The organism is Thermoplasmata archaeon, assembly GCA_015063285.1.
Lineage (GTDB): Archaea > Thermoplasmatota > Thermoplasmata > Methanomassiliicoccales > Methanomethylophilaceae > Methanoprimaticola.
Window position 1 is genome coordinate 77,905 of record SUST01000005.1, and the last position, 26,223, is coordinate 104,127.

Here is a 26,223-nt window from a genome sequence, read left to right on the forward strand (position 1 = left end):
AGATGTAGTGGTAATGATTAACGAATCGTCCGATGTTTTATAAACCGGGCACTCAATTTATAATTAAGGACGCAGAGTAGACCCCCGAAGGGGTCTTGGTTTATTATGGAATGAATCATCTCAGAAACTCAGACAGCGTCCGAATTACTGAGAGGACCAGAAGTGCTTTGGGAATACGCGGCTTCTGGTCCTTGCCTACATCAGGCATTTATTAACACCTCCTGTAGCTATAGGACAGAGAGACGGAAACCCATCACTTCCAGGAAATCTGTCATGTGACGGATTTCCTTCTGCGTCCAGAACCATACTATCTGAGCGTGTAAATAAGGTGTCCTCGACATTCTAAGGTTTTTAGATGTTTCATATTCTAACGGAAAGCGAATGATTTTTGTCCATGTACTATATCGGCAGGATGATGTCTAGGCTCTTGGTATGCAGTCTGCCCGATATTCCGTCGGTGAAAATGAAGGAATCCCTCCTGAAGATGCATGAGTGGGAGGATCTGGGATCCAAAGGCGAACTATCTTTCTTGTCGTTCGGAGAAACGGTCATGGTGACCATCCCGGACATGCACATCTACCATGAGGGTCTTGACAGGGAAGTGGAGGAATTCGGTGTAAAGGTGGACGAGGTGATCGTCATGTCCAAGCATTCAGCGAAGAGCGGAAGGCCGGCGTTGACTGCGCATCCCATCGGAAACTATCATGAGAACCAATACGGGGGGAAGGAAGGAGCCCTTGTGAAGGCCAATCCTCCTCTTATGACCGATGCGCTTCGTGGCATAGTGAAGATGAACGATATGCCTGAGAACCAACTGTGCTTCGAGGTCACCCATCACGGTCCGTGGCTGGATAAACCTACTTTCTACATAGAGGTCGGAAGCGTTCAGGAACAGTGGGAGAACAAGCATGCGGCGGATATATTGGCACATGTGATAGACGGATTGGATCCGCATCCCGAATATCCTACGGCTGTGGGCATGGGCGGAGGGCATTATGCTCCGAGATTCACCGAGGTGGCGCTGAATCACAAGGTCAATTTCGGCCACATGATACCCAACTATCAGATCGAAGGAAGGGACGACGAGGATATCGTCAGGATGCTCAGGTTGGCCTGCGAGGCATCGGATACAAAACTCGTGTATCTTCACAGGAAGTCCATGAAGAAGCCCGAGGAGAGGCGGATGTCCGCCTTGATAGAATCCTCCGGTTTCGAACAGATCTCCTCGGCAGATCTGGAGAAGTTCAGTGAGAATTGACGAACGTTCCGTTGATCTTCTTTCCAAGGATCGCGTTCCTCAGTTCGTCGAGGTTCCTCCCGTCAATTATGAGGATGTCCATCCTGTTCTCCTTGGCCAGTTTGACTCCGAGAGGATCAAAGACGCTGGATTTCGATGCCCCGTGCTCCTTGTAGACTATGTCTCCGAGCTCATCGATGGTCATGGACGTTATCTTCTTTGCATCAGGGTTCTTGCGGGGGTCGTCCGTGTAGACCGCGTCCACGGAGGTTCCGTTGACTATCCTGTCTGCTTTCATCGCAGCTGCCAGCATGGATGAGACGGCATCGGTGGTGTGTCCGGGGACTGTACCCCCCATAACAACGATCTTTCCAGGCGCGGACGCTCTCGCGGTCTCCTCCACATCGCCTGTGACGGTATCGGGCATATCGCCGAGGGCAAGGCTCAGGAGCTGGGCGTTCATCCTCGTGGCGGCTATCCCCAGGATATCCTGTGCGTAAGTGTCTCCTCCGAGGTCCTTAGCTATACCTGCATAATACCTCGCCGTCTTTCCGCCGCCGCAGACCACTGCGACCTGGACCTCTTTGGACACCTCCTTGAGCATGTCCGCGAGTTTGCGGATGAATTCAGCATCGTTCTCGCCGGGTACGAGGATGGAACCTCCGATTGAAACTACGACCTTGTCCATGTGATTACCGACCATCTAATGGACTGGACCAATATGAACGTGTCGCACGGACCGGATGTGGCCTTATAGAGAAACGCGCTCATACGTGCGCAATATTTATAAGAGGGGCATCAATGGAAGTCGCAGGTGGATTATATGGCAGATATCAACACTGAGAACTCTGAGGACAGAGCGAAGTACGATTTCAAGAAGGATATGCAGGAGATCATGAACTACAGGGGAAGGGGAACCGAACTCATTTCCTGTTACGTTCCCGAGAACAAACCGATCTCCGATGTCATGGCATATCTCAGGAACGAGCAGTCGCAGGCATCCAACATCAAGTCCAAGACTACGATGAAGAATGTCACCAGCGCAATCGATTCCATCGCCTCTCGACTCAAGACTTTCAAACAGGCACCGCCGAACGGTATCGTCATATTCTGCGGAGAGGTCCCGCGCGCAGGGGACCAGACCAAGATGGTTCAGTACGTCATCCACCCGCCTGAGGCCATCACCGCTTTCCTTTACAGATGCGACTCGGACTTCTTCACCGAGCCCCTAGAGTCCATGATGCTGGACAAGAAGTGTTACGGACTCATCACCATAGACAGGTCAGAAGCGACCCTAGGTCTTCTGAACGGAAGCAGGATCCAGGTGCTCAAGCACTTCGATTCGTTGGTTCCCAGTAAGCACCACCAGGGAGGTCAGTCATCCGTCCGTTTCGAGAGGCTGATCGAGATTGCGGCACATGAGTTCTTCACCAAGGTGGCGGACAACTGTACCGAATACTTCCTCAACAGACCGGAACTGCTCGGAATCCTCGTCGGGGGACCCGGCTACACCAAGGAGTTCTTCGTCAAGGAGGAATACCTGCACCACGAGCTCAGGAAGAAGGTCGTCACGCCTCTGGTAGATACTGGTTATACGGATGAATCGGGACTCAGGGAACTGGTCCAGAACTCTCAGAATATCCTCACAGGTCTGCAGCTTTCCAGAGAGAAGGTGTTCATGCAGAGGCTCTTTACGGAGATCAGGAAGGCCGACGGAGGCCTGTCCGCTTACGGAGAGGAGGAGGTCCGCAACGCCCTCGCAGCAGGAGCGGTAGACATGGTACTTCTGAGCGAGGCCATCAAGAAGAGGCGCATCACCGTTCAATGTCAGGCAGGACATGTGCACGAGCTCACTGTCCAGGATTCAGAGGGCAAGTTCCAATGTCCGGAGTGCGGTGCGAATGCCCAGGTCATAAACGATGAGGATTTCATCGACGACATATTCAACAAAGCGGAGGCATTCAGCACCCGCGTCCAGCTGATCTCTCCCGATTCGGAGGAGGGAGACATGCTCCTGAAAGCATTCGGAGGGGTAGCAGCGCTCCTCAGGTACAAGATGTGATTACGATGACAATCATGGATGATTTCCAGAACGAGATCCGCACAAAGGTCTCGGCGGCACTGAAGGATATGGGTTCGGAAGGAATCGATTTCGTGGTGGAGGCCTCCACCATGGAAGGGGTGGACATGGCCGTCCCCTGTTTCCCTCTCGCCAAGGCCCTCAGGAAAGTCCCTCAGGCCATCGCAGACGAACTGGCGACGAAGATCCAGCCCGCGGGACTGATTTCCAAGGTATCCTCTGTCAACGGATTCCTCAATTTCAACATCGACCCGGCATCCCTGATCAAGTCCACCTTGGACGAGATCATCAGGTGCGGTCCTTGCTACGGTTCCATGCCCTCATCGGGTATCAGGTACAATGTGGAGCACACCTCCACGAACCCTACCGGACCCATCCATGTCGGAAGGGCCCGCAACCCGATCATCGGAGATACTCTGGCCAGATGTCTCAAGAGGTGCGGTCACCAGGTCGAGACTGAATACTACGTCAACGATGTAGGAAAGCAGGTCGTCGTTCTGACATGGGGAGTCAACAACGTATCCGACGAGGATGCGGCAAAGAATTCCGAAGAGCACATGAAGGAGATCGGCCAGAATGAGAAGGAGAGGGACAAGACCGACCATAAGCTGGTTGCGAAATACCGTGTGGCCAACAAGAGGATGGAGTCCGATCCCGCTGTGCAGGAAGAGATCTCCGACATGATGAGGAGATTCGAGCAGGGCGACAAGGAGGTCATCGATACCGTCAGACACACTGCCGAGATCATGCTGGATGGACTCAGGGAGACACTAGGTCAGATCAATGTCGTCCTGGACAGGTACACATGGGAATCGCAGTACATCGCAGACGGTTCGGCAAAGGCCATCGTCGAGAAGCTCAAATCCTCCAAATACGCGGGTCAGACGGACGACGGTGCATGGTTCGTAGATCTGAAGGATTTCGGTGTCCAGGGAAAGAATACCAAATTCACATTCACCAGATCCGACGGTACCACGCTGTACACCACCCGTGATCTCGCATACCATCAGGACAAGTTCACTAGAGCGGATCGTCTCATCGACGTCCTCGGAGAGGACCAGAAGCTTGGTTCCAAACAGCTGTGCTCCGCGTTGGAGATAATGGGATACGACAGGCTTCCAGAACCGCTCTTCTACGCATTCGTATCACTGCCGGAAGGAAAGATGTCCACCAGGAAGGGAGTCGTCGTCTATCTGGACGATCTCATCGACGAGGCAGTCGCCCGTGCTTACGAGGAGATTAAGTCGAGGCGTGCGGAGATGCCCGAGGACAAGATGAGGGAGATCGCAAAGGTCGTCGGAGTCGCAGCCGTCAGATTCAACATAATTCGCGTCCAGCCGGAGAAGCAGTTCGTGTTCAAATGGGAGGATGCCCTCAATTTCGATGGTAACTCCGGACCTTATCTGCAGTACGTGCATGCCAGGGCCTGCACAATGCTGAAGAAGGCAGGTTCATTCGAGCACGATACCGATGCATCCAAGTTCGTCGAGCCTTCGGAGATCAATCTGATCAAGATCCTCTCGAAGTACGAGGAGGTCCTCAGGGCAGCAGGAAACGAGAAGCGCGTCCACATGCTCCCCGCATACGGACACGAGCTTGCCAGTGCATTCAACCAGTATTATGCCGCCGTATCTATCCTCAACTCCAACGACAAGAGGAATGCTAGGCTAACCCTCGTAGAATGCGCCAAGACCGTCCTGGCCGATGTCCTGGATTGTCTGGGAATGGGTGCTCCCGAGGAGATGTGAGGATGGAGATCCGTCCGCTGAAGGTCAAGGACATCCAGAGCGTCCGCGATCTGGAGATCTCCTGCATCAAGGAGTATTTCGCAGCCACTATCGAGAATAAATGGGAGGAGCTGCCGCAGGAATGGAAGGATAACCTCGGGGCGAGCAGCAAGAACCATTTCAAGGCCTATCTGGACAGCGGAGTGAGCTTCGTTGCCGTAGAGGATGATGAGGTCATAGGATTCATCTTCGCCCAGATCCTTCACCACATCTGCGATGAGGATAACCTCCTCTGGATAGAGAACATGGGTGTCCATCCTTACTTCAGGCGCAACATGATCGGATATCAGCTTCTGAGGGAATGCGTCAAGAAAGGACGCGAGATGGGATGCACTGTCGCCCACGCCATGATTCAGGAGGACAACGCTCCTTCGATCCTTCTTCACAAGAAGGTCGGTTTCTTCATGGACAGGCGTGAAGTCGCTCTCATGGATCTCAGGGATCCCAAATTGAAATTGTGAAAAAATAGGCGGGTTTCCCCGCCTTAAAATCATTTCTTCTTCTTAGAGGCCAGATATCTCTGCCTCTCGGTCTTTGCCGCTGAAGGTGCGCTCTCCTTAGCAGGAGCGGTTTTCTTTGCCTGTTTCTCGGCCTCGATCTGCTCGAAGGTGAGGGTGTTTTTCTCCTTCTTGGGCGCCATACGGGATTTGTACACGACGAACGCGATTATGAGGATCACGACTACGATGATCGCTCCGTAGAGGGCGGGGTTACTCCAGATGGAGCTCGTGTAGGAAACGTCGAAGAAGATGTCGTTGTAGCTCATTCCGTTTGAGAATGTTATCTTCATGTGAGCCTGGGATGAATCCTTGTCGTAGGAGAAAGGAATCTCCAAACTGTGCGTTCCAACGCTGAATGAATAGCGTCCCTCGGACACCAGCTTGCCGTTTCCACTGTCGTAGATGGATATCGTACATGTGTAGTTCTTCTCGACATTGTAGTCAAGGACAAGCGTTATGGTGCTGCCCCTCTCCATGGAAATCGAGTTCCCGTTTTCCAATGTTATGTAGTTGATGTCTGCACCGTCAACGTCTGCGGGTACGAACATGGCGAAGGCGAATGCGAACACCACTGCGGCCGTGAGCAATGCCTTTGCCTTCATGTGACGATCTCCTCGACACGCTCTTCATCGATTGCCCTTCTGATCTCCATCGCGAGTCTCTTTCCGGAGGACATCTCCTGTCTCCAGAGGGAGTTTCCGTAGGGGTGACCGACGGACATGTGGACGTTGGTTCCGCCTCCGATACGCGGTGCGACATCATAGATGTGGAAGTGGAGGTCCTTATCGACACAGGTCTGCAGACAGAACGGTCCGATGATTCCGGGATCGTAGAACTTCTTGGTGGCCTCGACATACTTCTCTGCGAGCTCGTATGCCTTGGGCAGGAGCGACTCCCTCAGTGTGGCGGAGTTGTGACCGCAGACGGTGTACTCGGGAATGATTCCGTCCTCTTCGAGCTCCACCTGCTGCTTTCCGGGAAGCCTGCAGTATCCGTCCAGGGAGGACTCGAATCTCCAGTCGATTCCCAGGAGCTCCAGTTTCTCGCCCTTCTCCTCCAGCGGGGAGTAGAAGAAGTCGAGGTTGAAGACGGGACCGATGATGTACTGCTCCATCCTTGCATCCTTGAGGAAGTCGGGTTCGATGACGCCCTGCTTGATGAGCTCTGTGGATTTCTCGACGAACTGGTCGTAGTCCTTGGCTGTGAAGAATCCCCTCTCCAGCTTCTTGACCTTGTGGTGGACCTTGATGATGGTGAGTCCGTCGATGTCCTCGGGCTTTTCGACCTTCTTGGGGAATGGGAGTCCCGCCTCGTTGAGGATCCAGTAGTAATCTTTGGGGTCTCCCCTCTCCTCGGATCTGAGGAGGTTCCTGCTTCCGACCATGGGGAGCTTGAAATCGTTCTCAACTGCATCGATTCCGCAGTAGGAAACGAAGGACCTGTTGGGAACGAAAAGGACATTGTTCTTCAAAAGGCTGTCCTGAACCTCGGGTTTCAGGATGCTGCTGTACTTGTCCAGAACGACGGACTCGTCGACGGTTCCCCTTCTGAGGTTGCCCTTGTCGTCGTAGATCGTCTTGTAATATCTGGTGAAAGGCGAGTCCCTTCCTTCCTGACAGATGGCGACGGTCTTGAATCCCTCGGATTTCGCTCCGTCGCATGTGTCAAGTCCCGAATGGGAGCCCACAACTCCGATCTTGGCCTCTTTGAGATTGATCTTCTCGAGATTGCCAAGAACCTCGTCTCTGCTGATCATAATCAAACGTAACGCGCGTGAAGTATTATAACCAGCGGTCGGGCGGAGGATAAGATTCGCAGTATCGTCGAAGGCACTGCACTTGAATGATGTGGGAAAAGGAAATGAGTAGCCTCGCCAAGATTCGAACTTGGGTCCGGAGATCCAGAGTCTCCAATGATTGACCACTACACTACGAGGCTATCGATTTCCCCGATTCCCTTACTGTTTATAATACTTTTCAGCGGAATGCCAGGGTTAAGCCTGTCTCAGCTATGAATAGGCTGTCAGCGATCCTGAGTCCTTCTGGAGTAAGCTTCCAAATTAGCTTGTTTTTTCTACCTGAGGATTCAGAAGTAACAAGTCCGACAGACTTGAGCCTTAATGCTGCAGTCTTGACGGAACTATACTGATTGATCTCAGACATGTTTGCGGTTGCTATCTCTTTCTTAGAGCGGAGCAGGAGTAGCAAGCCTACGACGTTCTTGTCCGATAATACGTAATGTAAAACCATTACTCCGTTGTAATCAATGGTGTATTTAACGTATCGTAAGGCACCAGATAATGGGTGCATGAAAAGGGTCATTATTGGATGTAAAAGGGGGCCGTGCCCCCAAACGGTTTCACTGAATTGCTTTCTTGACTGTCTCGAAGATGGCGTTGATGTCCCCGTCGGAGGGGATGACGGTGAGAACGCCCTTCTTCTGATAGTAGTCGATGAGGGGCTGAGTGTTCTTGTGGTAGACCTCGAGCCTGTTCTTGACGGTCTCTTCCTTGTCGTCGTCCCTCTGGTAGAGCTTTGCACCGCATTTGTCGCAGATGCCCTCTTTGGCGGGCTTCTTAGTGACGAGGTGGTAGACTGCGTTACAGTCTGGGCACGAGCGCCTCTGGGTGAGCCTGGAGATCAGGACCTCGTCGGGAACGTCGAAGTCGAGAGCGAGGTCGACATCCATGACCTTTCCGAGTGCATCCGCCTGCTCAACGGTCCTGGGGAATCCGTCGAGGAGGACTCCTCCGCTGACCTCTTTGATCTTCTCGTTCATGAGTCCGATGATCAGGTCGTTGGGGACGAGGGCTCCAGCGTCCATGTACTCCTTGGCCTTCATTCCGAGTTCAGTCTTGTTCCTGACTGCCTCACGGAGCATGTCTCCGGTCGAGAGCCTTGTGTATCCGAATTCATCTGTGAGTTTCTCTCCCTGGGTACCTTTTCCGGCTCCAGGAGGACCGAGCAGAACGATTGTCTTCTTCATGGGATTTGAGAGTACGTCACCCTATAAGTAAATGAGGTGGACGTGCGACGCCTGAGCGTATCAAGAGGCACACAAAAGGTGAACAGCCAGGCCATTTATCTAAATACATACCCGCGGATTCTCACTCGTTCAATATGTTGACTTGGGAAGACATCATAGAATCCGAAGTGCTGACCGGGCGCCACGAGTACGGCAGACTCTGTTCAGGGATAACCCTGCTGAGGCAGGGAAGGGCGATGATAGCCTTGCTGCCGCACGATGGTTTCAGGGTGCTATCGTCAGGTTTCACCAACGGAGGATATGTGGATTCCCCCTTGGCCGTGGTGAACGTCACGAGCATGGGCGGAAAGGTTGAATGGTCATGCATGGAAGGTGGCTTGGACACCTATGACAGGGTCAACTACAGATACGCAGAGAAGCTAGGTCTCGATCCGAAGAGGACCGTCTTCCACGGGACCGCGGCACATATGGACAACGCTGCGGTATCCGAAGCAGTTTCTGCAGACGGGATCAAAGTCTCTTTCATGGTCACGGCGGGGATAAGGCACAACGGAGGGCGTGCTGGGGATCCTGCGGCCTATGACGAATCCGCTTCCAGTTATGAGGAGAAGCCCGGGACGATAATCACATTCATGGCGATAGATGCCGATCTCTCCGACGGAGATATGTTCAAAGCGATGTTGATCGCGACGGAGGCCAAGAGTTGCGTGATCCAGGAGCTTCAGGCGAAGAGTCTGTACAGCACCAAGATAGCGACAGGATCGGGTACTGACCAGGTCGCCGTGATATCCAATAAGGATTCTCCGAACAAGATATCAGGTATGAAGAGGGATTCGGAACTGGCCAAGGCCATCTCACAATGCATGGCCGACACTCTGCGGAAGGCATTCGATAAACAGACGGGAATGAATCCGGAATCCCAGTGGGACCCCATGCTTCTCATGAGCAGACGGAAGGTCGATCCCATGATGATCAGGGAGGAGATCCGTTTCCCAGCATCCTACAGTGAACTGATGGGTGCGCTGAACCACTTGGTGGCAGACAACTTCAACACTGCGCTGCTGACGGCGCTTTTGAACATCGCGGACGACATAGATGCAGGTCTGATAGAGGAGAAGGACGGCGTGGACCTGGCCAGGGAGTTCTGCGAGAAGCTCATCTTGGATGACTTCGACGATCCTGTGGTCCGGCTGAGGCTGGACGATTGCGGCAATATGAACGAACTGTTATCCTATGTCTCGGCACTGAAACTTATGGATGTCGTCCGCGAAAGGAGGGGTCCGAATGGGAACTGAGGTAGTAAACAGGGATGCGGACGAATTCTCCGTCCTGTTCATGGATTCTGTACGCGACGGTATCTCAACGGATTTCGGAATGGTCCGTGGCATCAGAAAGATAACTCTGGGGCACGGGGAGACATCCTTCTCAGACGGAACGCTTTACATCCATATCGACGGCGATGCGACTAAGGTCGGCGTGTCTGAACTGTCCTTCAATTCGACATTCGTCACGGCATATGCATTCGCGGATCTGTCCGCCGGGCTAATCCGTTCCGGATGCGATGCGCAGACCGGTAAGGGAGAGATAGTCCTGATAGTCCTGATGGACTCGGATATGCCCGATTCGACGCTTGCCAGGGCAGGGATCACCGCCACGGAGGCCATAACAGCTGCCATACAGGATCTCGGTCTGGCGTACGATGGTAACCCTGCATCAGGATCGGTCAGACAGACCATCGTCACGGTCTGTTCCAAGGAATCAGGCATGTTCCTCCGGGGTGCAGGGAAGCATACCAAGCTGGGAGAGCTGATCGGAAGGTCCACAATCGAGGCTGTGAAGGCATCCTCTTCGGAGAACGGATTGACCATCGCTAACAGGGCGAGCCTGATGGAGATGATGAACGGCTACGGATACGATCAGGACAGGTTGCACACCCTGTCCGGCTCCGAGGATTATTCGTTATTCCTGGTCAAGGTGCTTGATAAGGATTCCGATCCCAGAGCTGTCACCACAGTGTCCGCCGCACTCCACATCTACAACGAGTCGAGGTGGGGACTGGTCGATAACGGCACCGCCACCGAAGCGGTGATTGGTCTGCTGAGGATAGGGCTAAGAGAACCCGTCAGATGCGACGGTATCATTGAGACGATCGCAAAGAATGTGGCCATGTATTTCGTCGACCCCTGAGTCCTCTGAAACGATGTTGGATCTGTCAGCACCTTTAAATCCCTAATAAAATAATGGGAGATGGCAGGTGAACGCATGGAACAGAAGATAATCGATGAGATAGAGAAAGTGGTCGGAAAGGACGGGTACTCCGTGGAGCCCGCTGTCCTGTACACATACGGTTTCGATGCATCGATATTCCATAACAATCCGGACATGGTCGTCCAGCCCACTTCTACCGAGCAGGTCTCGGAGATAATGAAGATCGCCAGCAAGTACAAGATCCCGGTGACTCCGAGAGGAGCAGGAACCGGACTGTGCGGTGCTGCAGTGCCCATCAAGGGAGGAATAGTCCTCGCCATGCAGAGGATGAACAAGGTCCTCAAGGTAAGTGTAGAGGATCTCTGGGTGGATGTCCAGGCAGGATGCGTTTACAACAATCTCAACGAGGAGCTCGAGAAGTACGGGTTCTTCTTCCCTCCGTCCCCCGGATCCGCTGAGGCATGTCAGGTCGGAGGGATGGTCGCCACCAACGCATCAGGTATGCGTGCTGTGAAATACGGAGCCACCAGGGACTTCGTCATGGGACTCACCTTCGTCAAGGCCGACGGTGAGATCGTCCGTTGCGGTACCAGGACCATCAAGGATGCTTCTGGGTACCAGCTCGCTCGTTTCATGTGCGGATCCGAAGGAACACTCGGAGTCATCACTGAGATCACATTCAAGATCACGACCAAGCCGAAGAAGTCGGCATACTGTCTGTGCTGTTTCAACGACGTCGTCGCCGCAGGGAAGTGCATCTCGGCGATCATCGCCAAACCCCTGATCCCGGCATCCTGCGAGCTCATGGACAGCACCAGCATCAACGCGGTCAACAAGGCCCGCGGCAACCCCATGCCCGATTGCGGAGCGCTCATAATCGTCGAGGCCGACGGTGAGAGCGACGAGATCGTCGACAGGGACATTGCTATCGTAGCGGATATCGCCAACAGTCTGGGCGCGATTTCCGTGACCCCAACCAAGGACAAGGCACTGATCAACAAGTGGACCGATGCAAGGAAGTCAGTCATGGTGTCCCTTGCCGCACTGAAGCCCGGATGCTCGTCCGTATCGCTCGCCGATGACATGGGTGTCCCGATCTCCAAGGTCCCTGATGCGGTCCAGGCATTCCAGGAGATTGCCGATAAGTACAGGGTCACCATCGCGACCTACGGTCATGCTTCCGACGGTAACCTCCACACCAAGATGGTCATAGATCCCACCGACAAGGACGAGTGGGAGAGAGGGATCAAGGCAGTCAACGAGATCTTCGATATCTGTATCGATCTCGGTGGGACCGTCACCGGTGAGCACGGGGTAGGAATCTCCAAAGCACCCAACTACCAGAAGGAGAGGGCATCGGAGCTCAACACCATCAAGGCGGTCAAGGCCGCTTTCGATCCCGACAACATCCTGAATCCCGGAAAGTCCGAGCAATGGACCGGTACGATCCTCAGGAACCTCAGATATCCCTGCAAGCTGGATTGAAAAACAGTCAATAAAGCCGACCGGGTCTCCCCGGCCGGCATTTTAGTTTTATTCACACCTTCTTCAGATGTAGTAGTAAGGCGAAGGCAGTACGAATCTCATCAGAATGAACATCGCGACCGCGATACCTATCGCCATACCCCATATGACGAGATTCCATGAGATGATCTTGGAACCGTCCAGAGGCGGCACTGGGATCAGGTTGAATATGGCCAGCCATGCGTTAAGGCTCGTCAGCATGTAGAAGAATATGACGAGGTCCGTACCGTTGGTGGCAAGCCATCCGATTATACCTATGGCGCAGAGCACCATGTTCACGGCAGGTCCGGCAATGCTGACCATACCGTTCATCTTCTTGTCCATGTTGCCTGCGATCATGACTGCACCCGGGGATGCGAACAGGAATCCGATCAGTGACGTTACCAGAGTGAGAACCAATCCCACTGGCCACATACGGAATTCAGACCAGAGGCCGTATTTCTGGGCCATGAACTTGTGACCGAACTCGTGGAACAGGAAGCTCATTATCACAAGGAGCAGGCACATACCGAACAGTCCGACATACCCCATTCCCTCGCCCAGCCTGAGCTCGAAGAAATCATGGATGGACCCGTTGCGGAAGAGCATGGTGAATGCCACGCTCAGCACCAGGATGGCGATGAGAATGTCCCTGATTTCCGTCTTGCTGAACCTCGGTTTCCCGAAGCCAGGATTGACGCGTTGGAGATTGTCGTAATAGCTGTCATCCATGCTACTTCGATATCCTTCGCATAGATAATGGTATCATCACAGCTTCCGTGGCATCCGTTATATCGTCAGGATGCATCAGTACACAACATGGATATCAGCAGCGGACTCTGTTTCATGCACGATCCAGACGTTTCGAAGAGGGCATTCGCCTTCGACATGTATGGAACGCTGGTCAGGGCCAGATTCGGCAATCATGATGACATTTACGAAGCGTTCTATAGATTGTTCCCAAATGTCGATAAGGCTGATGTCCAAAGGGAATATGAGAGGTACGTCAGCCATCATGAGAGGACGATGGGGATCCATAGGGAGATGACCATATCCATGCTCCTTGAGCACATGGATTCGGTGTTCCATACCGATAACGACAGTCTTGAGGCCGAGAATGTAATGATGCGTGCCACGCATACGTTCATCCCCGTAGAGGGGGCGGAGGAGACGCTGTCCTACTTTAAGGATCACGGATACAAGATAGGTGTCCTGAGCAACACCTCCTATCGCGGTTCGGTCGTCAAAGGTCTTCTGGAGGATGTTGGGTTCGACCATCTCATCGATGTGGTGGTCAGCAGTGCTGATGTGGGCTACAAGAAACCCCACGACTACGCATACAACGCCGTAGTTGAGGCACTAGGCGCCCGTCCGCAGGATTGTTTCTTCGCCGGGGACAGCGAGGACAAGGATTTCCTCGGGCCCAGAAGGTTCGGTATGGGGGGTTCGTTCCTGATAGATCCGAGCAGGCCTTCCAGGGAATGCGGTATAGTGTCGTCCATATCGGAGATCCCTTCGTTCTTCCGCGATTGACCTGAAGGGGAATTATAAACACATCCACGGCCTTTCGGGAATCGGAGCGAACTGACCCTATGGCCCAGAAGAACATTGCCCACGGAAAGGAGATCCGCAGATGGTGCGACAGCTGCGGCACGCTCTTGCTGGGGGAGTCTTGTTCCAAATGCGGTTCTGAGGGCAGGGAGTTCGAGATCAACAGCCCCGGGGACATCAGGCCGTGCATGGGTGACAGTATATCGCTGGTCCTTTCGCTTTTCAGGGACGCATTCGGAACGGCGGAGCCACTTGAAGGCAAGGCTCTGTTCTTCAACAAGGTCCCAGGAGAGGACCGCACCGATGAGATAATCGCTCAGGGATCGGTACTGGGCATACTCAGGTTTGACATGAGGTCAGACCGTATAGTTCTGGAGATAAGGCAGCCTGGAGCGGATATGTTTGCTTCCGTGGCGAAGAAGAACGTGGTGACGTTCGGTGGTATGTATGGCCATCTCAAAGGTAAAAGCGTTCCTGGTGAGAACATAATCGAAGTTATCGGTGAATTCAAGGCTGGAGACACGGTCATCCTCAGAAAAGGCCAGAAGATCGGACCGGGCATCGCTCTGGCAGACAGCGGTTCCCTGAAGGGTGCTGAGAAGGCCGTGAAGATACGCGATCTCAACGCGCCATCCGATACACCCGTTTCCCCGAAGGCGGATCTGAAGACATTCGTCGAGGCAAACAAGGATTACATAAAGAGGATCAGCAGGCATGCGGTCAGGGAGATCAAGAGGTTCCTGGATGAGAAGAATCAGAAGGGCCTTCCGATAACGGTCTCATTCTCCGGAGGTAAGGATTCCCTTGTGGCCTACGGTCTGGCCTCCCAGGTCTCGAAGGATATAGACCTGATGTACATCGACACGGGACTGGAGTTCCCGGAGACGGTGAACTATGTCAAGGCATTCGCCCTCGAGCATGGGAACAGGCTGCATCTTGCTGAAGGTAAGGATGGTTTCTGGGAGAATGTGGATACATTCGGCCCTCCTGCCAAGGACTTCAGATGGTGCTGCAAGGTGTGCAAGCTTGGCCCTACCACCGAGATGATCTCCAACGATTTCCCGAAGGGCACCATTACGGTGGAGGGCAACCGTTGGCTGGAGTCATATGCCCGTTCAACGATAGGTTTCGTCACCAAGAACCCGTTCGTCCCGAATCAGATTAACCTCAATCCGATCCGTTCCTGGTGTGCTGCGGAGGTGTGGTGTTACATACTCACCTTCGGGCTAGAGTACAACCCGCTGTACGACAGGGATTTCGAGAGGATAGGCTGCTATCTCTGTCCCTCATGTCTTTCAAGCGAGTGGAGGAACACCGGAAGGATCCATCCGGACCTGTACGGGAGATGGGAGGAATACCTCCACAGCTACGCCGAGGACAGAGGTCTGCCGAAGGAATACGCCGATATAGGCTTCTGGAGATGGAAGGTCCTCCCGCCGAAGATGATCCAACTGTCCGAGGAGATGCAGATATCTCTGAAACCCACCAAGGCCGCGGGCCCCAGCATGAGGATGCTGAAGGGAGCCTCGTCCTGTGCCGCAGGCGGTTATTCCATGGAAGCGATCGTCAATGTCCAGCACTCCAGGGACTTTTCCTATGTAGAGGATGCCCTCAGGACAGTGGGGGATGTGAAGTATTCCTCCGAGTTCGAGATCGCATTGCTGAAGATGCCGATAGGAAGGGCAAAGCTGTTCGGCGGAGGACAGGTCTCTATCACCGCCCCGGATGCTAAGAATTCCAAGAAGGTGTTCGAGAAGGCCGTCAAGGCATTGATCAGGGCCGAGCTGTGTACGGAATGCGGGATATGTGCGAAGAAGTGTCCCCGTCATGCCATAACGATAAAGGGCGGAATGAGGGTCGATCCCAACAGATGCAATTCCTGTGGCAGATGCGAGAGCTCCTGCATGGTCGTTCATTATTACGACAAGCTCATGGAGTCGGCCGGAGAAGGCCCTTCAGTTTGCCGTTCTTCTGTATCCCGTTCATAAATCCTTATATAAGGAACCCCGTTAGTCCGAACCATGGATTGGACATTCGGCATAGCCCTCCTCGTGGGATTCGCACCCATGTTCCTGCTTATGGACCGTGTGATGAAGAATTATACCTACCCGAGGGTCGAGACCCCGTTCTTCAAGGATTCGACGTTCTTCATAATGATGACCGTCGGTATCTTCGAAGGAGTGTTCATTTACTTCGCGATCAGCATGTTGCATCTGTTGGGAAGTCCGATCTCCATCCTTTACATGGTCGTCGTGGCGCTCATAGAGTTGATGGCGATGGTCGTCGTGATGAACCTCAAGAGGTTCCGCGGAAAGTCCGATTCGATATTCTACGGATACGGTCTCGGATTGGGAATGGCAGCAGGTATGGCATCAGGTTTCGCATACGTCCTGTGCATGGCGGCTCAGAATCCGGATACGCCTCTGGTCGACCCCATACCCGTTGCGATCGAGGTCATATGTCTGTCGATATCCCTGAACCTCATCCTCAGTTCATGCGGTACCAACGTCGGAGAGGGGATCGCAAGGCACCTTCCAATGCAGTTCATGCTTCAGGGGGCCATCCCGCTGGTGGCGTACAACATGCTTTTGGCGGTGGTGTTCTACACCGACAACATGTTCATGATGTACATCGTCCTGATCGTGATGGTCCTTCTGGGAGCGTTCTACTTCCACAAGTGTCTGTTCAGAAATCTCCCGGCAATCATCAGGGAGGTCCTGAAGATGAACGGTGAGAAGCGCGATGACATCCCGAAATCGAGATGATCACGAGGATTTGTACTGGCCAGGCCTGACCTCTGCGATGTAGCAGCGGTCCATCATGGCTGCGATGTATTTCTCGGCGTTCTTCTCGCCGACTATCTCCTGGATGTCCTCCAGGGTGAATGTCCCCTTTGATTTGGTCAGTCCCTTGGCGAGGATCTCCATCTTTTCGTCCAGATCCGTAGCGTGCTCGTACTTGTAGATCATGGTTGAGTAGGGATCGGCTTTCTCGATCTTCCGTTTCTTTGCCTTTTCCTCTTTGGGATCGGGCATCTCGAAACCTGCCGCTTGGCCCAAGGCCTATCTGACGTTATCTTGGTCCCTGTGCTTGTACACGACGACCATCTTGTCGGTCTTCTCGGGGTTCCCGCAGTACGGGCAGGATGAGCTCTTGGAAGAAAGATCGATGACACGGGCTCTGCCGCACATGCTGCAGATGACGATCCCATACATCGGGTCACCTGTATTCGGTGAACACGAGGGCAGCGACGCAGCAGCCGTAATTGTCCATAGGGATCTTGAGTTCCTCAATGGCGAAATGGATCTCTTCGAACTCCAGGTTCCTGATCTCCGCCATCTCTTCCATCTTGCAGGACAGTATTTCTCTGAGGGATTCGCCCGAACCGTGGATGTGCCCCTCTGCGACATATCCTCCCTTGCCGTCCTTGCGGCGTGCGTATGCGATTCCGGCGGCGATGGTCTCGCCTTCAGTACCCCTCATCTGGGCCAGTACGCAGTGTGTGACCGCCCCCATCGACATCTCGCAGGGTTCGACTTCCTCGGCACCGATCGGGATGACAGAGGATACCGATACGAGGTTCTGTTCCCCTATTCCGGCTTTGATCAGGGCCTTGTCGAAGGCGTTGAGATCCGATGTCTTGCTCACAGCGGAGCTGTGTGTGACGAAGAATTTACTGGGCACTAGTTCCATGGCGACCTCGAAGTAGTATCATTATCTAATAGTATCGTTCGGACCTTTCACCCGATGTACTGAGAGGTCTCTCCAAGGTTCTTAGTTGCCATCTCCATCTGCTGCTGGATGATCTCAGCCTCTTTCAGCAGCTCATTCGGTTTCGTCTTGAATCCGGGTATGAGCTTGGAGATCGGTTCTATGAATGATGCGGATGAACCTGGATCGGGTACCCCCGATGTTGCGGGGACCATGATCGTGATGACATCCATGCCTCTGCTGGGAGCTTCGTACATCACTACACCGGTGAAACCTCTGATTATCCCTTCGTACATGGCCTCCAATCCGCTCTTCTTTAGAAGCTTCTCTCCGTTCTCACCGGATGCGATGGCCATGATCTTAGCGCCCTCGAATTTCGGTGTGCCTTCCATGCATACGATGGTCTTCACACCCTTGGACTTGAGATACTGGAGAACTTTGACCGCAGTGTTGTAGCAGTCCTCGGGTTTCGGAGCGTATTCCGTCATGCAGAGGATCACATCGTGTCCGTTCTTCCTCTTGTTCTTGTAGCCGAAGAATCTGAGAGGAGGGAGGACCCTCTTGCTGTTGACTATACAGTATGGAGGCATGTTGGCGGATGCCATACCTGCAATGGGTGTCATATCCAAGCTCTTGGCGTACATGTTGGCCATGATCGAACTGGTAAGCCCCACACTTGGGAATCCTATGACCGCGATAGGGTCTTTCAGATTCATCTCTTCATACTGTATGGTCTCTATGTTCATGTGGAGGATAATACCGTTAGACTTTTTAAGAAGTTCTATCATATTCGATTATGAGCGGTCATACCATCAAGGTCTCAGAGACTTCGGGAGGCGTTCCTGTCGTCGTCGAGAACATACCTGATAGCCAGAGTGCAGCTTACATGATCGGTGTCGCTACCGGTTCCAGGGATGAGACCAGCGATATCTTCGGTCTTTCCCATCTTCTCGAGCACACAGTGTTCAGGGAGACGAAGACCATGGACTCGTATCAGATGGCCAAGGAGATCGAGGGGGCCGGAGGAGAGCTGAATGCTTTCACCGGAAGGGAGATGACCGCGTTCTACGGCATCACGATCAAGGAGACCGCTGATGTCGCCAGGAAGATCGTGGGCGACATCGTCGCCAATCCTCTGATCAATGAGAAATCCACAGAGCTCGAGAAGAAGATCGTACTCCAAGAGCTCAGTATGATAAAGAACGAGCCTGACAGATACATACATGACCTGTTCAGCATGGTCCTTTGGAGAGGACATGAGCTGGAACAGGACGAGGGCGGAGACGAGAAACTCGTTGAAAAGATGACCTCGGAGGACCTCAGGGCTTACTACGAGGAGAAATACCGCATCCCCAACTTGTCCGTTTATGCGGTCGGTTCAATTGACATGAAGGAGACCGTAGCTTGGGCCGAGGACACTCTGGACGGCATGTCCGGAGGTAAGAGGAACATCAGAAAGGAACCTCCGATGCCCAAAGGGAAATACGAATTCGTCGCCAACGATTCGGACCATTATCAGGTCGCCATGGGATTCCCAGCCTACGGCTCGTCCCATCCCGACCGTACCGCGGTCTCCATGCTGTCCGCAGTCCTGGGATCAGGAACAAGCTCTAGGCTTTTCCAGGATGTCAGGGAGAAGAAGGCACTTGTCTATTCGATATTCACCAATGTGTCTCAGAACAGCGATGCCAGCTCATTGACGGCATTCATGTCCTGTACCAAGGAGAACGTTGGAGAGGCTATGGAGACGACATCTAAGGTCATCGGCAACCTCTTGAAGGAAGGGCTGGAGAAGGGCGAACTGGACAGGGCCAAGAGACTGGTCAAGGGCGCGAACGTCAGGGCCATGGAATCCACCGACAACAGGCTTTACAGGCTAGGCGTCAACCATATGCTGAACGGAAGCATCGAGACTCTGGAGGAAAGGCTCAAGAGGATAGAATCCGTGACGGAAGAGGATGTCATGAGGGTCGCCGAGGATCTCCTGAGATCAGAGCGTATGAACACTGTCGTCCTCGGAAAGAACAGCCGTAAGTTCAAGAACTATGATGTGACGAAGATCGCTTTCTGAACTCGTCTATCAGATGAAGGACCGCATTGCATGCGCTGGGCACAGCAGCTTCCACCTCAGGGGTCATCGTCTCGGTCATCGTCTTGATGTCCTGGACCTCGATAGCGATATACATGATCCTCTCAGGCATGATGTCGGGATCCATCTGTCTCCCTATCTTTATCGCCGTGGGAAGGTTCACGTCATGGGATGCCGCCTCGGATATCTTCTCGTCGAAGTCCTTCTCCGAGAAGATCAGGATCGTTCCGGGCCCGTACTCCCCGGTCATGATCGCATCGACGATGATCGCCATCCTGTAACCGTGGATGACAGGGAGTATGTCCAATCCGCCGACCGCCTCCTCATGGCAGTCGACGCTCTCGATATGCATGTCGTTTATTGCGCGGGAAACACGCAGACCTACGGCATCATCGCACATTATCGGGCTGCCGAGCCCCACCACTGCGATCTCAGATTCCCTGTCAGTCAGACCCATCGTATCACGAGGTCATCTGTGAGATGGTTTATTATGATTATTTCTTCGGAAACCGACAGTATTATCTTTTAAGGTAACACTCTGCCAGTCATGGATATCGCAGTCCAGAGTTCGCAGATCATCAACGGGAAGCAGGTCACGACGCGTCAGTTGGAGGCGTTAATGGCGGTACAGGAGACCAGCAGTCAGACCGCTGCGGCGAGGAAACTCGGGATATCCGTTCCTGTCCTTCACAAGTACATCTCGATAATCGAGGAGGCAGCAGGAGAACCTGTTCTGATCACCACGCCTGCGGGATCCGTACTAACGAGCGCCGGTAAGGAGATAACCTCCATAGCACGCTCGATGGAGCATCGCTGCGTGATAGACAGGGGCTTCACCGTCTGCTGTTCCCCGGTCACAGAGGACATCATGATGTCTGTGGTTTCATCCTTGAAGATTCCCGACATACACATGATCGTGTCCGACGACGATTACAATATCCGTATGCTGAGGGAGAACAGGGCAGATCTCGTCATCATCGACGATCCACTCTATCTGTTCGATGCGGAGGAATACCTCATGGACGAGATCGGCTACATGGGGATGGTGTTCGTGGACCGCGGCCCGTCCTTCATCCGTTACAAGTACGGGGCCCAAAGGGTGGCGTTCATGTATCTCGATTCGCTGCACAGGAAGTACACGGTGGAGTCGGAGACCTTCTCCCTCCCCGAACTGCTGGGGTCCAACAAGAGCTTCTTCATCGACGAGTTCATGCTCACAAGGAGGAACCTCAGGCTCAAGAGCGCAGTGGATCCGAGGAACCTCAGGCATGCGGTCACGGCCATCTACAGGGAAGAGGATCCGCGCATTTTGAAGATAGTACGTGCGGTTAAGGCCAGAAATATCGCTTAAAGGTATTATCCTTTTCAATAATACCACTATCCATTCATCTCTCTTCATTATATACGATGGGAGCATCGAAGGGTACGATTATCATGGTTACACCCAACGCAGAGATCTCGAAGGAGATCGCAGACGCAGCAAAGATGTGTTTCCAGTGCGGTACCTGCACAGCAGGCTGCCCTTCCGGTAGGAGGACCTCCTACAGGACCAGGAAAATCATCAGAATGGCACAGCTTGGAATGAAGGAAGAGATCCTCTCCTCCGACGAGCTCTGGGAGTGCAGCACTTGCTACACATGTGTAGAGAGGTGCCCCCGTGAGGTCCCCATCGTCGACATCATCATCGACCTGAGGAACCTGGCAGTCGCAGAGGGACACATCAGGGAGCAGCACAAGGGAACCGCAAGCAACCTGATGAAGTACGGACACACTGTCAAGGTCCTCGACATCATCACAGAGCTGAGAGAGAACCTCGGACTCGATCCGACACCCCCGACCGTTCTCGCAAACGAGAAGGCAAAGGCAGACCTGGACAAGATCCTCGTCGCAACCGGATTCGACAAGATTGTAGGAGAGTGATTAGGATGGCAAAGTACGCATTTTTCCTCGGATGTATCGCACCCCTCAGATACCCTGGTATCGAGAAGGCAACAAGAGAAGTCTGCGCAGCACTCGGAGTCGAGCTCGTCGACCTCGAGGACGCAAGCTGCTGTCCCGCACCTGGAGTAATCAGGGCTTTCAACAAGAAGACCTGGCTCGCAGCAGCGGCAAGGAACCTCGCTCTCGCAGAGAAGCAGGGTCTCCCGATTATCACCATCTGTAACGGATGCTACGGATCACTCTTCGACGCAGCTTACGAGCTCGCAGAGGACCCCGAACTCCTCGCAGAGGTCAACAAGATCCTCAAGGAGATCGGAATGGAGTACAAGGGAACCACAAAGGTCTACCACTTCGCAGAGGTCCTCTACAAGGAGGTCGGAGTCGAGAAGATCAGGAACTCCGTCAAGAACCCCCTGAGCTACCAGGTCGCAGCATTCTACGGATGCCACTTCCTCAAGCCCAGCGCAATCAAGCAGGTCGACAACCCCGAGAACCCCCACATCCTCGACGATCTCATCGAGGCAACCGGAGCCAAGTCCATGCCCAGGAAGCAGAAGATGCTCTGCTGTGGAGCAGGAGGAGGACTCAAGGCCGCATTCGGAGATGTCGCAAAGAAGTTCACAGAGACCAACCTCGAGAACATGAAGGAGTCCGGAGCACAGTTCATCATCGATGTCTGTCCCTTCTGCCACCTGCAGTTCGACGGAATCCAGAAGGACACGGAATACAATATCCCCGTCCTCCACCTGTCTCAGCTCCTCGGTCTCGCACTGGGAATGGATGAGAAGCAGCTCGCTTTCTCCACCCACGTCACCCCTGTGAAACTCTGAGTTCAAAATCATTTAGGGAGGGAGACCTCCCCTTTCTTATCTGATTATCTTAGAATCGATGGATCTGTCCGGTTTTCCTGACATATCTAAGTAATTTTGAGTTAATTTTAAATATATGTGGTACACACATCAACATATCTTTTAATACAACGATATAATCCGCACCTTCAGTAAAGGTGTCTATTATGGCAAGACAGCAAGCAGCACGTAAGGTGAAGGACAAGTGGAAGGCGAAGGAATGGTACAAGATCCACGCCCCCAAGATGTTCAATGAGGCAGAAATCGGAGACACACCCTCGGCAGACCCCGAGTTCGTCATCGGACGTACCGTAGAGGTCACCGTCCAGGATCTGACCGGAGACTTCTCCAAGATGCACATCAAACTAAAGTTCAAGGTCAGCGAGACCGAGGGAATGGACGCGAAGACAGTCTTCGTCGGACACGACCTCACCAGCGACTACGTAAGGAGGCTCACCCGCCGTAGAAAGACCAAGACCGACCACGTCGTGGACTTCTACACAAAGGACGGCTTCAAGTACAGGATCAAGACAATGTCCATCGCGGACAGGCGTATCCAGTCCTCACAGGAAGAGGGAATGAGAGCAATCATCACCGAGACACTCACCAACATGGGAAAGGAGATGACTCTCTCCGAGATCGTCAAGGCGATCATCAACGGAAGCCTCTCCAGGGATCTGGCCAAAGCATGTCACGTCGTCATCCCCATCAAGAGAATCGAGGTCAGGAAGTCCGAGGTCCTCGAGTTCGGAGAGGGCGAGCCCGAGGCAGTCTTCACTCCTGAAGAGATGGTCTCCAACGAGCCCGAGGAAGCCGCACCCGCAGAAGAGTCGGCTGAGGAAGCACCTGCAGAGACCGAAGAGGCTCCTGCAGAGGAAGCATCCGAGTGATTCTCAATCGTCCCGGTTCGCCGGGACTCAAACTCTTTCCTTCGATTCTATACAATTCTTTGGAATCTGGCATTTTGTTCTTGGTGTTTCAGCGACCTCTTGAAAATAGATGAGGGGGAAGTGAATGAAAGTGTTTGATGGCTGTCAATTCAAAATTTATTCTTCTATGACAGCATATTCAGCCTTGGTTAGGGCCGGCCGTGTCGGAGTATCCCATCAGACCTATGAGACCGATTGTTCCTCCTACTGCGGCGGCAGTAGCGAACCCCCCAAGTGTTGCAGTAGCTGCTCCTAAGGCTAAGGCTCCTATGCCTCCAACGCCTGCAACGACTGCAATAGCGAAACCGGCTATCATAACTCCTTTCCAGAATTTGTTCCAGCTGAAACTACCGGCGTATGCCATATCCGCTGCCGTCATATCCACATAATTAGTTGGCATGACCATCTCGTTTGTAGCGTTCTCCATCATGAAACCTCCTAGGGTGAACCCTATGATTATGGCATCTTTCATTTTTCAATAATAAATGTTGCTATCCTATTCTCAATATGTGTGAAACAGTCTCATGATGCCACTATACTGTGATTCAAATCTATTATCAGATATTATTGGGTGTATCTGAGCTGCTATTCGGGAAGAAATCCAAGGCATCTCCATATAGCAACGTTTATAATGAGCAACCCAATGTCCGATTCAAGGCCGGGGTGGCTCAGCCTGGTGGAGCGTCGGACTCATAGGGTTCTGGTCAATTAGACCTCTTCCAGGGAAATCCGAAGGTCATGGGTTCGAACCCCATTCCCGGCACCATATTTATTCCAAAATTCAGTGATTTCACCTTCTGTAAAACTTATAATTGCGTAGCAGTTACCGAGCTTAAGGCTCGGTCCCATGTGGTTGATCTTCGCAATATGTTCAGCTGTATTCGCAGGACTCACCTCCATACTGGCCAAATGCGGTCTTCAGGAAGTGGATTCGACTGTGGCCACGGCCTTCCGCACCGTCGTCGCTATGGTTTTTGCTTGGATCATAGTTCTGATCAGCGGTTCTTATGCCCAGATAGATTCCATAGATGCCGATACGTGGATATTCCTGATTCTGTCAGGTCTGGCCACAGGAGCATCGTGGCTTTGCTACTTCAAAGCGCTCCAATTGGGCGATGTGAACAAAGTTGTCCCCGTGGATAAGTCCAGTACAGTCATGGCCATAATGCTAGCGATCATCTTCCTCGGAGAGACTCTAAGCATCCCGGGCATCTTCGGTGTCGTCCTGATCCTCGTCGGGACAATCCTGATGATCGAGAAGAAGGATGTGAAAGGGATGGAGAGCAAAGGCTCCAGCTGGTTGCTATTTGCCATCGGTTCTGCCGTGTTTGCTGCACTCACATCCATCCTGGGAAAGATAGGGATGGAAGGGATAGATTCCAACCTCGGTACTGCAATACGTACGATAGTAGTACTGGGGATGTCGTGGATAATGATCTACGTTTCCCATAAGCAGAGCAAGATTCACGGCATCAAGCGTAGGGATATGGCATTCATAATCCTGTCAGGTCTGGCCACGGGAGCATCCTGGATGTTCTTCTTCGGAGCCCTTCAGATGGGTCCGGCCAGTGTAATCATACCGATCGATAAGCTGAGCATTCTGGTGACTATCGCATTCTCATACATCGTATTCAGGGAGAAGCTGACGAAGAAGAGTGCGATAGGTCTCGCCGGTGTGGTAGCTGGAACGCTTTTGCTGTTGCTATGATAAGCATTGAGGAAACCCTCGGTCTAGCGTCAGAATTAATGATTCAACAGAATTATCTAGGAACCTTAGACACCGAACCGAAAGTGGAAAGGGGATGTCTGGATAGGTAGTTTTTCGATTGCACTTTCGGAGGCCCCCGTCTTAACTTCTTATAGTAATCCCTCGGTGTATTCCATGGAGGCATTCCATGGACAGGACGATGAGGACCTTGGTCGTTAGAATGTACCCGAACAGGGAGCAGGAGCGCCAGCTCAACGACTGCCTGTTCGTTTGCCATGATCTGTATAACAGCCTTCTCGAATACTGTATCGAGATGCATAAGGAAGGCGGGAAGCACCCTTCAGCATACGATCTGGAGAAACTTCTGCCTGACATGAAGAAGGCAGATCCGAAGCTGAAGATGGTGTACTCCCAGGTATCATACGATGTCTGTGTCCGTCTGAGCAGGGCGTTCGACGGATTCTTCAGGCGTGTGAAGGAGGATCCCGAGCATGCGGGCTTCCCCAGATTCAGGTCCTGGAAGAGATATGATTCGTTCACCTATCCACAGAAAGGGTTCAAGCTGTCTCCTAATCATATCAGGCTGAGCCCTTGGAAGACGGATGTGAGGATCAGGGGATGCCGCAAGATCGGCGGCACCGTGAAGACGTGCACCGTCATCAGAAAAGGTGCGGGACCCAGATACCGCTGGGAGGCTGCGCTGACGTTCGAGATGGATTCTAAAGATGGCGGAACGGCCGTACAGACCCTCATCGAACCGACCAGGCCCATAGGCATAGACCTCGGCCTGAGGAACATGGTGGTGACATCGGATGGTGCAACCTATCCCAACAGGAAGAACTACATACAAGCGGAAAGACAGGTATCGAAGATCCTCAGGAAGATGTCCAAATACGAGAAAGGATCCAAAGAGAGGGAGAGATACCGCCAGAGGCTGTTCCATGCCTTCGAGAGACTGAATAACGTCAACAAGGGATATATCCACGATATAGTGAACAGCCTTCTGGAGAATCACGATATGATAGTGACGGAGGACATCCGCATCAAGGACCTTGCCAACAAGAGCGGGTCCAAAGGGATGAGGAAGTCCTTCAGGGATGCGAACTGGGGGAAGTTCATCTTCACACTTGGATACAAAGCGGCAGA

General features: G+C 52.9%; 28 protein-coding genes and 2 tRNA genes. 18 read left to right on the forward strand and 12 right to left on the reverse strand.

What is annotated here, in order from left to right:
* The first annotated feature begins 553 nt into the window (after window positions 1-553).
* Window positions 554-1,258 (forward strand): hypothetical protein, encoded by a 705-nt coding sequence (locus tag E7Z62_04725; GenBank protein ID MBE6522415.1) that lies wholly within the window; start codon window positions 554-556, stop codon window positions 1,256-1,258.
* Here the strand turns inward: E7Z62_04725 and pyrH are convergent.
* The gene (gene pyrH / locus E7Z62_04730; GenBank protein MBE6522416.1) at window positions 1,245-1,940 is read right to left on the reverse strand and encodes a UMP kinase; all 696 of its coding nucleotides are present in this window, start codon (window positions 1,938-1,940) and stop codon (window positions 1,245-1,247) included. The two genes, E7Z62_04725 and pyrH, sit on opposite strands and share 14 nt — an antisense overlap.
* A gap of 120 nt (window positions 1,941-2,060) precedes the next feature.
* Between pyrH and prf1 the strand changes: the two genes are divergently transcribed.
* Genes prf1 through E7Z62_04745 form a run of 3 tightly spaced genes read left to right on the forward strand, consistent with a single transcriptional unit; the run spans window position 2,061 to window position 5,565 of the window.
* A complete protein-coding gene (gene prf1, locus E7Z62_04735; GenBank protein ID MBE6522417.1) occupies window positions 2,061-3,299 on the forward strand; it encodes a peptide chain release factor 1 in 1,239 nt (412 codons plus the stop codon).
* A gap of 5 nt (window positions 3,300-3,304) precedes the next feature.
* Window positions 3,305-5,065 (forward strand): arginine--tRNA ligase, encoded by a 1,761-nt coding sequence (locus E7Z62_04740; protein ID MBE6522418.1) that lies wholly within the window; start codon window positions 3,305-3,307, stop codon window positions 5,063-5,065.
* A gap of 17 nt (window positions 5,066-5,082) precedes the next feature.
* Entirely contained in the window at window positions 5,083-5,565 is a 483-nt protein-coding gene (locus E7Z62_04745; protein MBE6522419.1) for a GNAT family N-acetyltransferase, read from the forward strand.
* 29 nt (window positions 5,566-5,594) lie between these two features.
* On the opposite strand, the gene E7Z62_04750 is transcribed toward E7Z62_04745, so the two are convergent.
* The 5 genes from E7Z62_04750 to E7Z62_04770 form a co-directional block, all read right to left on the reverse strand.
* Complete coding sequence (locus tag E7Z62_04750; protein ID MBE6522420.1) at window positions 5,595-6,206, reverse strand: hypothetical protein; 612 nt, start codon at window positions 6,204-6,206, stop codon at window positions 5,595-5,597.
* The gene (locus tag E7Z62_04755) at window positions 6,203-7,360 is read right to left on the reverse strand and encodes a formate--phosphoribosylaminoimidazolecarboxamide ligase family protein (GenBank protein ID MBE6522421.1); all 1,158 of its coding nucleotides are present in this window, start codon (window positions 7,358-7,360) and stop codon (window positions 6,203-6,205) included. Before E7Z62_04755 ends, E7Z62_04750 begins: the two co-directional genes overlap by 4 nt.
* 109 nt (window positions 7,361-7,469) lie before the next feature.
* A tRNA-Gln gene (locus tag E7Z62_04760) sits at window positions 7,470-7,542 on the reverse strand.
* A gap of 38 nt (window positions 7,543-7,580) precedes the next feature.
* Entirely contained in the window at window positions 7,581-7,853 is a 273-nt protein-coding gene (locus E7Z62_04765) for a hypothetical protein (GenBank protein MBE6522422.1), read from the reverse strand.
* A gap of 109 nt (window positions 7,854-7,962) precedes the next feature.
* On the reverse strand, window positions 7,963-8,589 hold the full coding sequence (locus E7Z62_04770; GenBank protein ID MBE6522423.1) for an adenylate kinase: 627 nt from the start codon (window positions 8,587-8,589) through the stop codon (window positions 7,963-7,965).
* A 134-nt stretch (window positions 8,590-8,723) separates the two neighbouring features.
* On the opposite strand from E7Z62_04770, the gene E7Z62_04775 reads away from it, so the two are divergent.
* From E7Z62_04775 to E7Z62_04785, 3 genes are all read left to right on the forward strand, one after another.
* Window positions 8,724-9,884 carry a hypothetical protein gene (locus E7Z62_04775; GenBank protein MBE6522424.1) on the forward strand — a complete coding sequence of 387 codons (1,161 nt, stop codon included), beginning with the start codon at window positions 8,724-8,726 and terminating at the stop codon, window positions 9,882-9,884.
* The gene (locus tag E7Z62_04780; GenBank protein MBE6522425.1) at window positions 9,847-10,776 is read left to right on the forward strand and encodes a hypothetical protein; all 930 of its coding nucleotides are present in this window, start codon (window positions 9,847-9,849) and stop codon (window positions 10,774-10,776) included. The genes E7Z62_04775 and E7Z62_04780 overlap by 38 nt, the downstream gene beginning before the upstream one ends.
* Window positions 10,777-10,851: 75 nt before the next feature.
* Window positions 10,852-12,282, forward strand: a complete 1,431-nt coding sequence (locus E7Z62_04785; protein MBE6522426.1) for an FAD-binding protein — start codon at window positions 10,852-10,854, stop codon at window positions 12,280-12,282.
* A 63-nt stretch (window positions 12,283-12,345) separates the two neighbouring features.
* Here the strand turns inward: E7Z62_04785 and E7Z62_04790 are convergent, their stop codons facing one another.
* Window positions 12,346-12,909, reverse strand: a complete 564-nt coding sequence (locus tag E7Z62_04790; GenBank protein MBE6522427.1) for a site-2 protease family protein — start codon at window positions 12,907-12,909, stop codon at window positions 12,346-12,348.
* A gap of 150 nt (window positions 12,910-13,059) precedes the next feature.
* On the opposite strand from E7Z62_04790, the gene E7Z62_04795 reads away from it, so the two are divergent.
* The 3 genes from E7Z62_04795 to E7Z62_04805 are packed head-to-tail and all read left to right on the forward strand — an operon-like array spanning window position 13,060 to window position 16,616.
* Window positions 13,060-13,833 carry an HAD family hydrolase gene (locus E7Z62_04795; protein MBE6522428.1) on the forward strand — a complete coding sequence of 258 codons (774 nt, stop codon included), beginning with the start codon at window positions 13,060-13,062 and terminating at the stop codon, window positions 13,831-13,833.
* 59 nt (window positions 13,834-13,892) lie between these two features.
* Window positions 13,893-15,839: a reductase gene (locus E7Z62_04800; GenBank protein MBE6522429.1), complete on the forward strand. Its 1,947-nt coding sequence runs from the start codon at window positions 13,893-13,895 to the stop codon at window positions 15,837-15,839.
* A gap of 33 nt (window positions 15,840-15,872) precedes the next feature.
* A complete protein-coding gene (locus E7Z62_04805; protein MBE6522430.1) occupies window positions 15,873-16,616 on the forward strand; it encodes a hypothetical protein in 744 nt (247 codons plus the stop codon).
* Here the strand turns inward: E7Z62_04805 and E7Z62_04810 are convergent, their stop codons facing one another.
* The 3 genes from E7Z62_04810 to E7Z62_04820 all read right to left on the reverse strand — a co-directional run bounded on the left by E7Z62_04810 (window position 16,617) and on the right by E7Z62_04820 (window position 18,350).
* Entirely contained in the window at window positions 16,617-16,886 is a 270-nt protein-coding gene (locus tag E7Z62_04810; GenBank protein ID MBE6522431.1) for a hypothetical protein, read from the reverse strand. It lies immediately after the preceding gene.
* Window positions 16,887-17,070: 184 nt separating this feature from the next.
* Complete coding sequence (locus E7Z62_04815; GenBank protein ID MBE6522432.1) at window positions 17,071-17,544, reverse strand: pyruvoyl-dependent arginine decarboxylase; 474 nt, start codon at window positions 17,542-17,544, stop codon at window positions 17,071-17,073.
* A 47-nt stretch (window positions 17,545-17,591) separates the two neighbouring features.
* The gene (locus tag E7Z62_04820) at window positions 17,592-18,350 is read right to left on the reverse strand and encodes a proteasome assembly chaperone family protein (GenBank protein MBE6522433.1); all 759 of its coding nucleotides are present in this window, start codon (window positions 18,348-18,350) and stop codon (window positions 17,592-17,594) included.
* An 8-nt stretch (window positions 18,351-18,358) separates the two neighbouring features.
* On the opposite strand from E7Z62_04820, the gene E7Z62_04825 reads away from it, so the two are divergent.
* Entirely contained in the window at window positions 18,359-19,633 is a 1,275-nt protein-coding gene (locus tag E7Z62_04825) for an insulinase family protein (protein MBE6522434.1), read from the forward strand.
* Here E7Z62_04825 and E7Z62_04830 read toward each other — a convergent pair.
* Window positions 19,599-20,108 (reverse strand): hydrogenase maturation protease, encoded by a 510-nt coding sequence (locus tag E7Z62_04830; GenBank protein MBE6522435.1) that lies wholly within the window; start codon window positions 20,106-20,108, stop codon window positions 19,599-19,601. The two genes, E7Z62_04825 and E7Z62_04830, sit on opposite strands and share 35 nt — an antisense overlap.
* 90 nt (window positions 20,109-20,198) lie before the next feature.
* Here E7Z62_04830 and E7Z62_04835 point away from each other — a divergent pair, with 90 nt between their 5' ends.
* The 4 genes from E7Z62_04835 to E7Z62_04850 all read left to right on the forward strand — a co-directional run bounded on the left by E7Z62_04835 (window position 20,199) and on the right by E7Z62_04850 (window position 23,330).
* A complete protein-coding gene (locus E7Z62_04835) occupies window positions 20,199-21,002 on the forward strand; it encodes a LysR family transcriptional regulator (GenBank protein ID MBE6522436.1) in 804 nt (267 codons plus the stop codon).
* 83 nt (window positions 21,003-21,085) lie between these two features.
* A complete protein-coding gene (gene hdrC / locus E7Z62_04840) occupies window positions 21,086-21,571 on the forward strand; it encodes a CoB--CoM heterodisulfide reductase subunit C (protein ID MBE6522437.1) in 486 nt (161 codons plus the stop codon).
* Window positions 21,572-21,576: 5 nt separating this feature from the next.
* A complete protein-coding gene (gene hdrB / locus E7Z62_04845) occupies window positions 21,577-22,422 on the forward strand; it encodes a CoB--CoM heterodisulfide reductase subunit B (GenBank protein MBE6522438.1) in 846 nt (281 codons plus the stop codon).
* A gap of 185 nt (window positions 22,423-22,607) precedes the next feature.
* The gene (locus E7Z62_04850) at window positions 22,608-23,330 is read left to right on the forward strand and encodes a 30S ribosomal protein S3ae (GenBank protein ID MBE6522439.1); all 723 of its coding nucleotides are present in this window, start codon (window positions 22,608-22,610) and stop codon (window positions 23,328-23,330) included.
* Between the two features lie 178 nt (window positions 23,331-23,508).
* On the opposite strand, the gene E7Z62_04855 is transcribed toward E7Z62_04850, so the two are convergent.
* On the reverse strand, window positions 23,509-23,841 hold the full coding sequence (locus tag E7Z62_04855; protein ID MBE6522440.1) for a hypothetical protein: 333 nt from the start codon (window positions 23,839-23,841) through the stop codon (window positions 23,509-23,511).
* 185 nt (window positions 23,842-24,026) lie between these two features.
* Between E7Z62_04855 and E7Z62_04860 the strand changes: the two genes are divergently transcribed.
* The 3 genes from E7Z62_04860 to E7Z62_04870 all read left to right on the forward strand — a co-directional run.
* Window positions 24,027-24,135, forward strand: a tRNA-Met gene (locus E7Z62_04860).
* An 81-nt stretch (window positions 24,136-24,216) separates the two neighbouring features.
* On the forward strand, window positions 24,217-25,077 hold the full coding sequence (locus tag E7Z62_04865; protein ID MBE6522441.1) for an EamA family transporter: 861 nt from the start codon (window positions 24,217-24,219) through the stop codon (window positions 25,075-25,077).
* Window positions 25,078-25,264: 187 nt separating this feature from the next.
* Window positions 25,265-26,223 (forward strand): transposase (locus tag E7Z62_04870; protein MBE6522442.1); only part of this gene is annotated, 959 nt, incomplete at its 3' end.

Excerpts from the sequence above, each read along its gene's own strand:
- E7Z62_04825 (MBE6522434.1), top strand. The coding sequence starts at position 18,359 with ATGAGCGGTCATACCATCAAGGTCTCAGAGACTTCGGGAGGCGTTCCT.
- hdrB (MBE6522438.1), top strand. The coding sequence starts at position 21,577 with ATGGCAAAGTACGCATTTTTCCTCGGATGTATCGCACCCCTCAGATAC.
- E7Z62_04785 (MBE6522426.1), top strand. The coding sequence starts at position 10,852 with ATGGAACAGAAGATAATCGATGAGATAGAGAAAGTGGTCGGAAAGGAC.
- E7Z62_04790 (MBE6522427.1), bottom strand. The coding sequence starts at position 12,909 with ATGCTCTTCCGCAACGGGTCCATCCATGATTTCTTCGAGCTCAGGCTG.
- E7Z62_04830 (MBE6522435.1), bottom strand. The coding sequence starts at position 20,108 with ATGGGTCTGACTGACAGGGAATCTGAGATCGCAGTGGTGGGGCTCGGC.
- E7Z62_04865 (MBE6522441.1), top strand. The coding sequence starts at position 24,217 with ATGTGGTTGATCTTCGCAATATGTTCAGCTGTATTCGCAGGACTCACC.
- E7Z62_04855 (MBE6522440.1), bottom strand. The coding sequence starts at position 23,841 with ATGAAAGATGCCATAATCATAGGGTTCACCCTAGGAGGTTTCATGATG.
- E7Z62_04815 (MBE6522432.1), bottom strand. The coding sequence starts at position 17,544 with ATGGAACTAGTGCCCAGTAAATTCTTCGTCACACACAGCTCCGCTGTG.
- pyrH (MBE6522416.1), bottom strand. The coding sequence starts at position 1,940 with ATGGTCGGTAATCACATGGACAAGGTCGTAGTTTCAATCGGAGGTTCC.
- E7Z62_04750 (MBE6522420.1), bottom strand. The coding sequence starts at position 6,206 with ATGAAGGCAAAGGCATTGCTCACGGCCGCAGTGGTGTTCGCATTCGCC.
- E7Z62_04850 (MBE6522439.1), top strand. The coding sequence starts at position 22,608 with ATGGCAAGACAGCAAGCAGCACGTAAGGTGAAGGACAAGTGGAAGGCG.
- prf1 (MBE6522417.1), top strand. The coding sequence starts at position 2,061 with ATGGCAGATATCAACACTGAGAACTCTGAGGACAGAGCGAAGTACGAT.
- E7Z62_04770 (MBE6522423.1), bottom strand. The coding sequence starts at position 8,589 with ATGAAGAAGACAATCGTTCTGCTCGGTCCTCCTGGAGCCGGAAAAGGT.
- E7Z62_04795 (MBE6522428.1), top strand. The coding sequence starts at position 13,060 with ATGGTATCATCACAGCTTCCGTGGCATCCGTTATATCGTCAGGATGCA.
- E7Z62_04775 (MBE6522424.1), top strand. The coding sequence starts at position 8,724 with ATGTTGACTTGGGAAGACATCATAGAATCCGAAGTGCTGACCGGGCGC.
- E7Z62_04810 (MBE6522431.1), bottom strand. The coding sequence starts at position 16,886 with ATGCCCGATCCCAAAGAGGAAAAGGCAAAGAAACGGAAGATCGAGAAA.
- E7Z62_04740 (MBE6522418.1), top strand. The coding sequence starts at position 3,305 with ATGACAATCATGGATGATTTCCAGAACGAGATCCGCACAAAGGTCTCG.
- E7Z62_04820 (MBE6522433.1), bottom strand. The coding sequence starts at position 18,350 with ATGATAGAACTTCTTAAAAAGTCTAACGGTATTATCCTCCACATGAAC.
- E7Z62_04800 (MBE6522429.1), top strand. The coding sequence starts at position 13,893 with ATGGCCCAGAAGAACATTGCCCACGGAAAGGAGATCCGCAGATGGTGC.
- E7Z62_04835 (MBE6522436.1), top strand. The coding sequence starts at position 20,199 with ATGGATATCGCAGTCCAGAGTTCGCAGATCATCAACGGGAAGCAGGTC.
- E7Z62_04765 (MBE6522422.1), bottom strand. The coding sequence starts at position 7,853 with ATGGTTTTACATTACGTATTATCGGACAAGAACGTCGTAGGCTTGCTA.
- E7Z62_04805 (MBE6522430.1), top strand. The coding sequence starts at position 15,873 with ATGGATTGGACATTCGGCATAGCCCTCCTCGTGGGATTCGCACCCATG.
- E7Z62_04755 (MBE6522421.1), bottom strand. The coding sequence starts at position 7,360 with ATGATCAGCAGAGACGAGGTTCTTGGCAATCTCGAGAAGATCAATCTC.
- hdrC (MBE6522437.1), top strand. The coding sequence starts at position 21,086 with ATGGTTACACCCAACGCAGAGATCTCGAAGGAGATCGCAGACGCAGCA.
- E7Z62_04780 (MBE6522425.1), top strand. The coding sequence starts at position 9,847 with ATGTCGTCCGCGAAAGGAGGGGTCCGAATGGGAACTGAGGTAGTAAAC.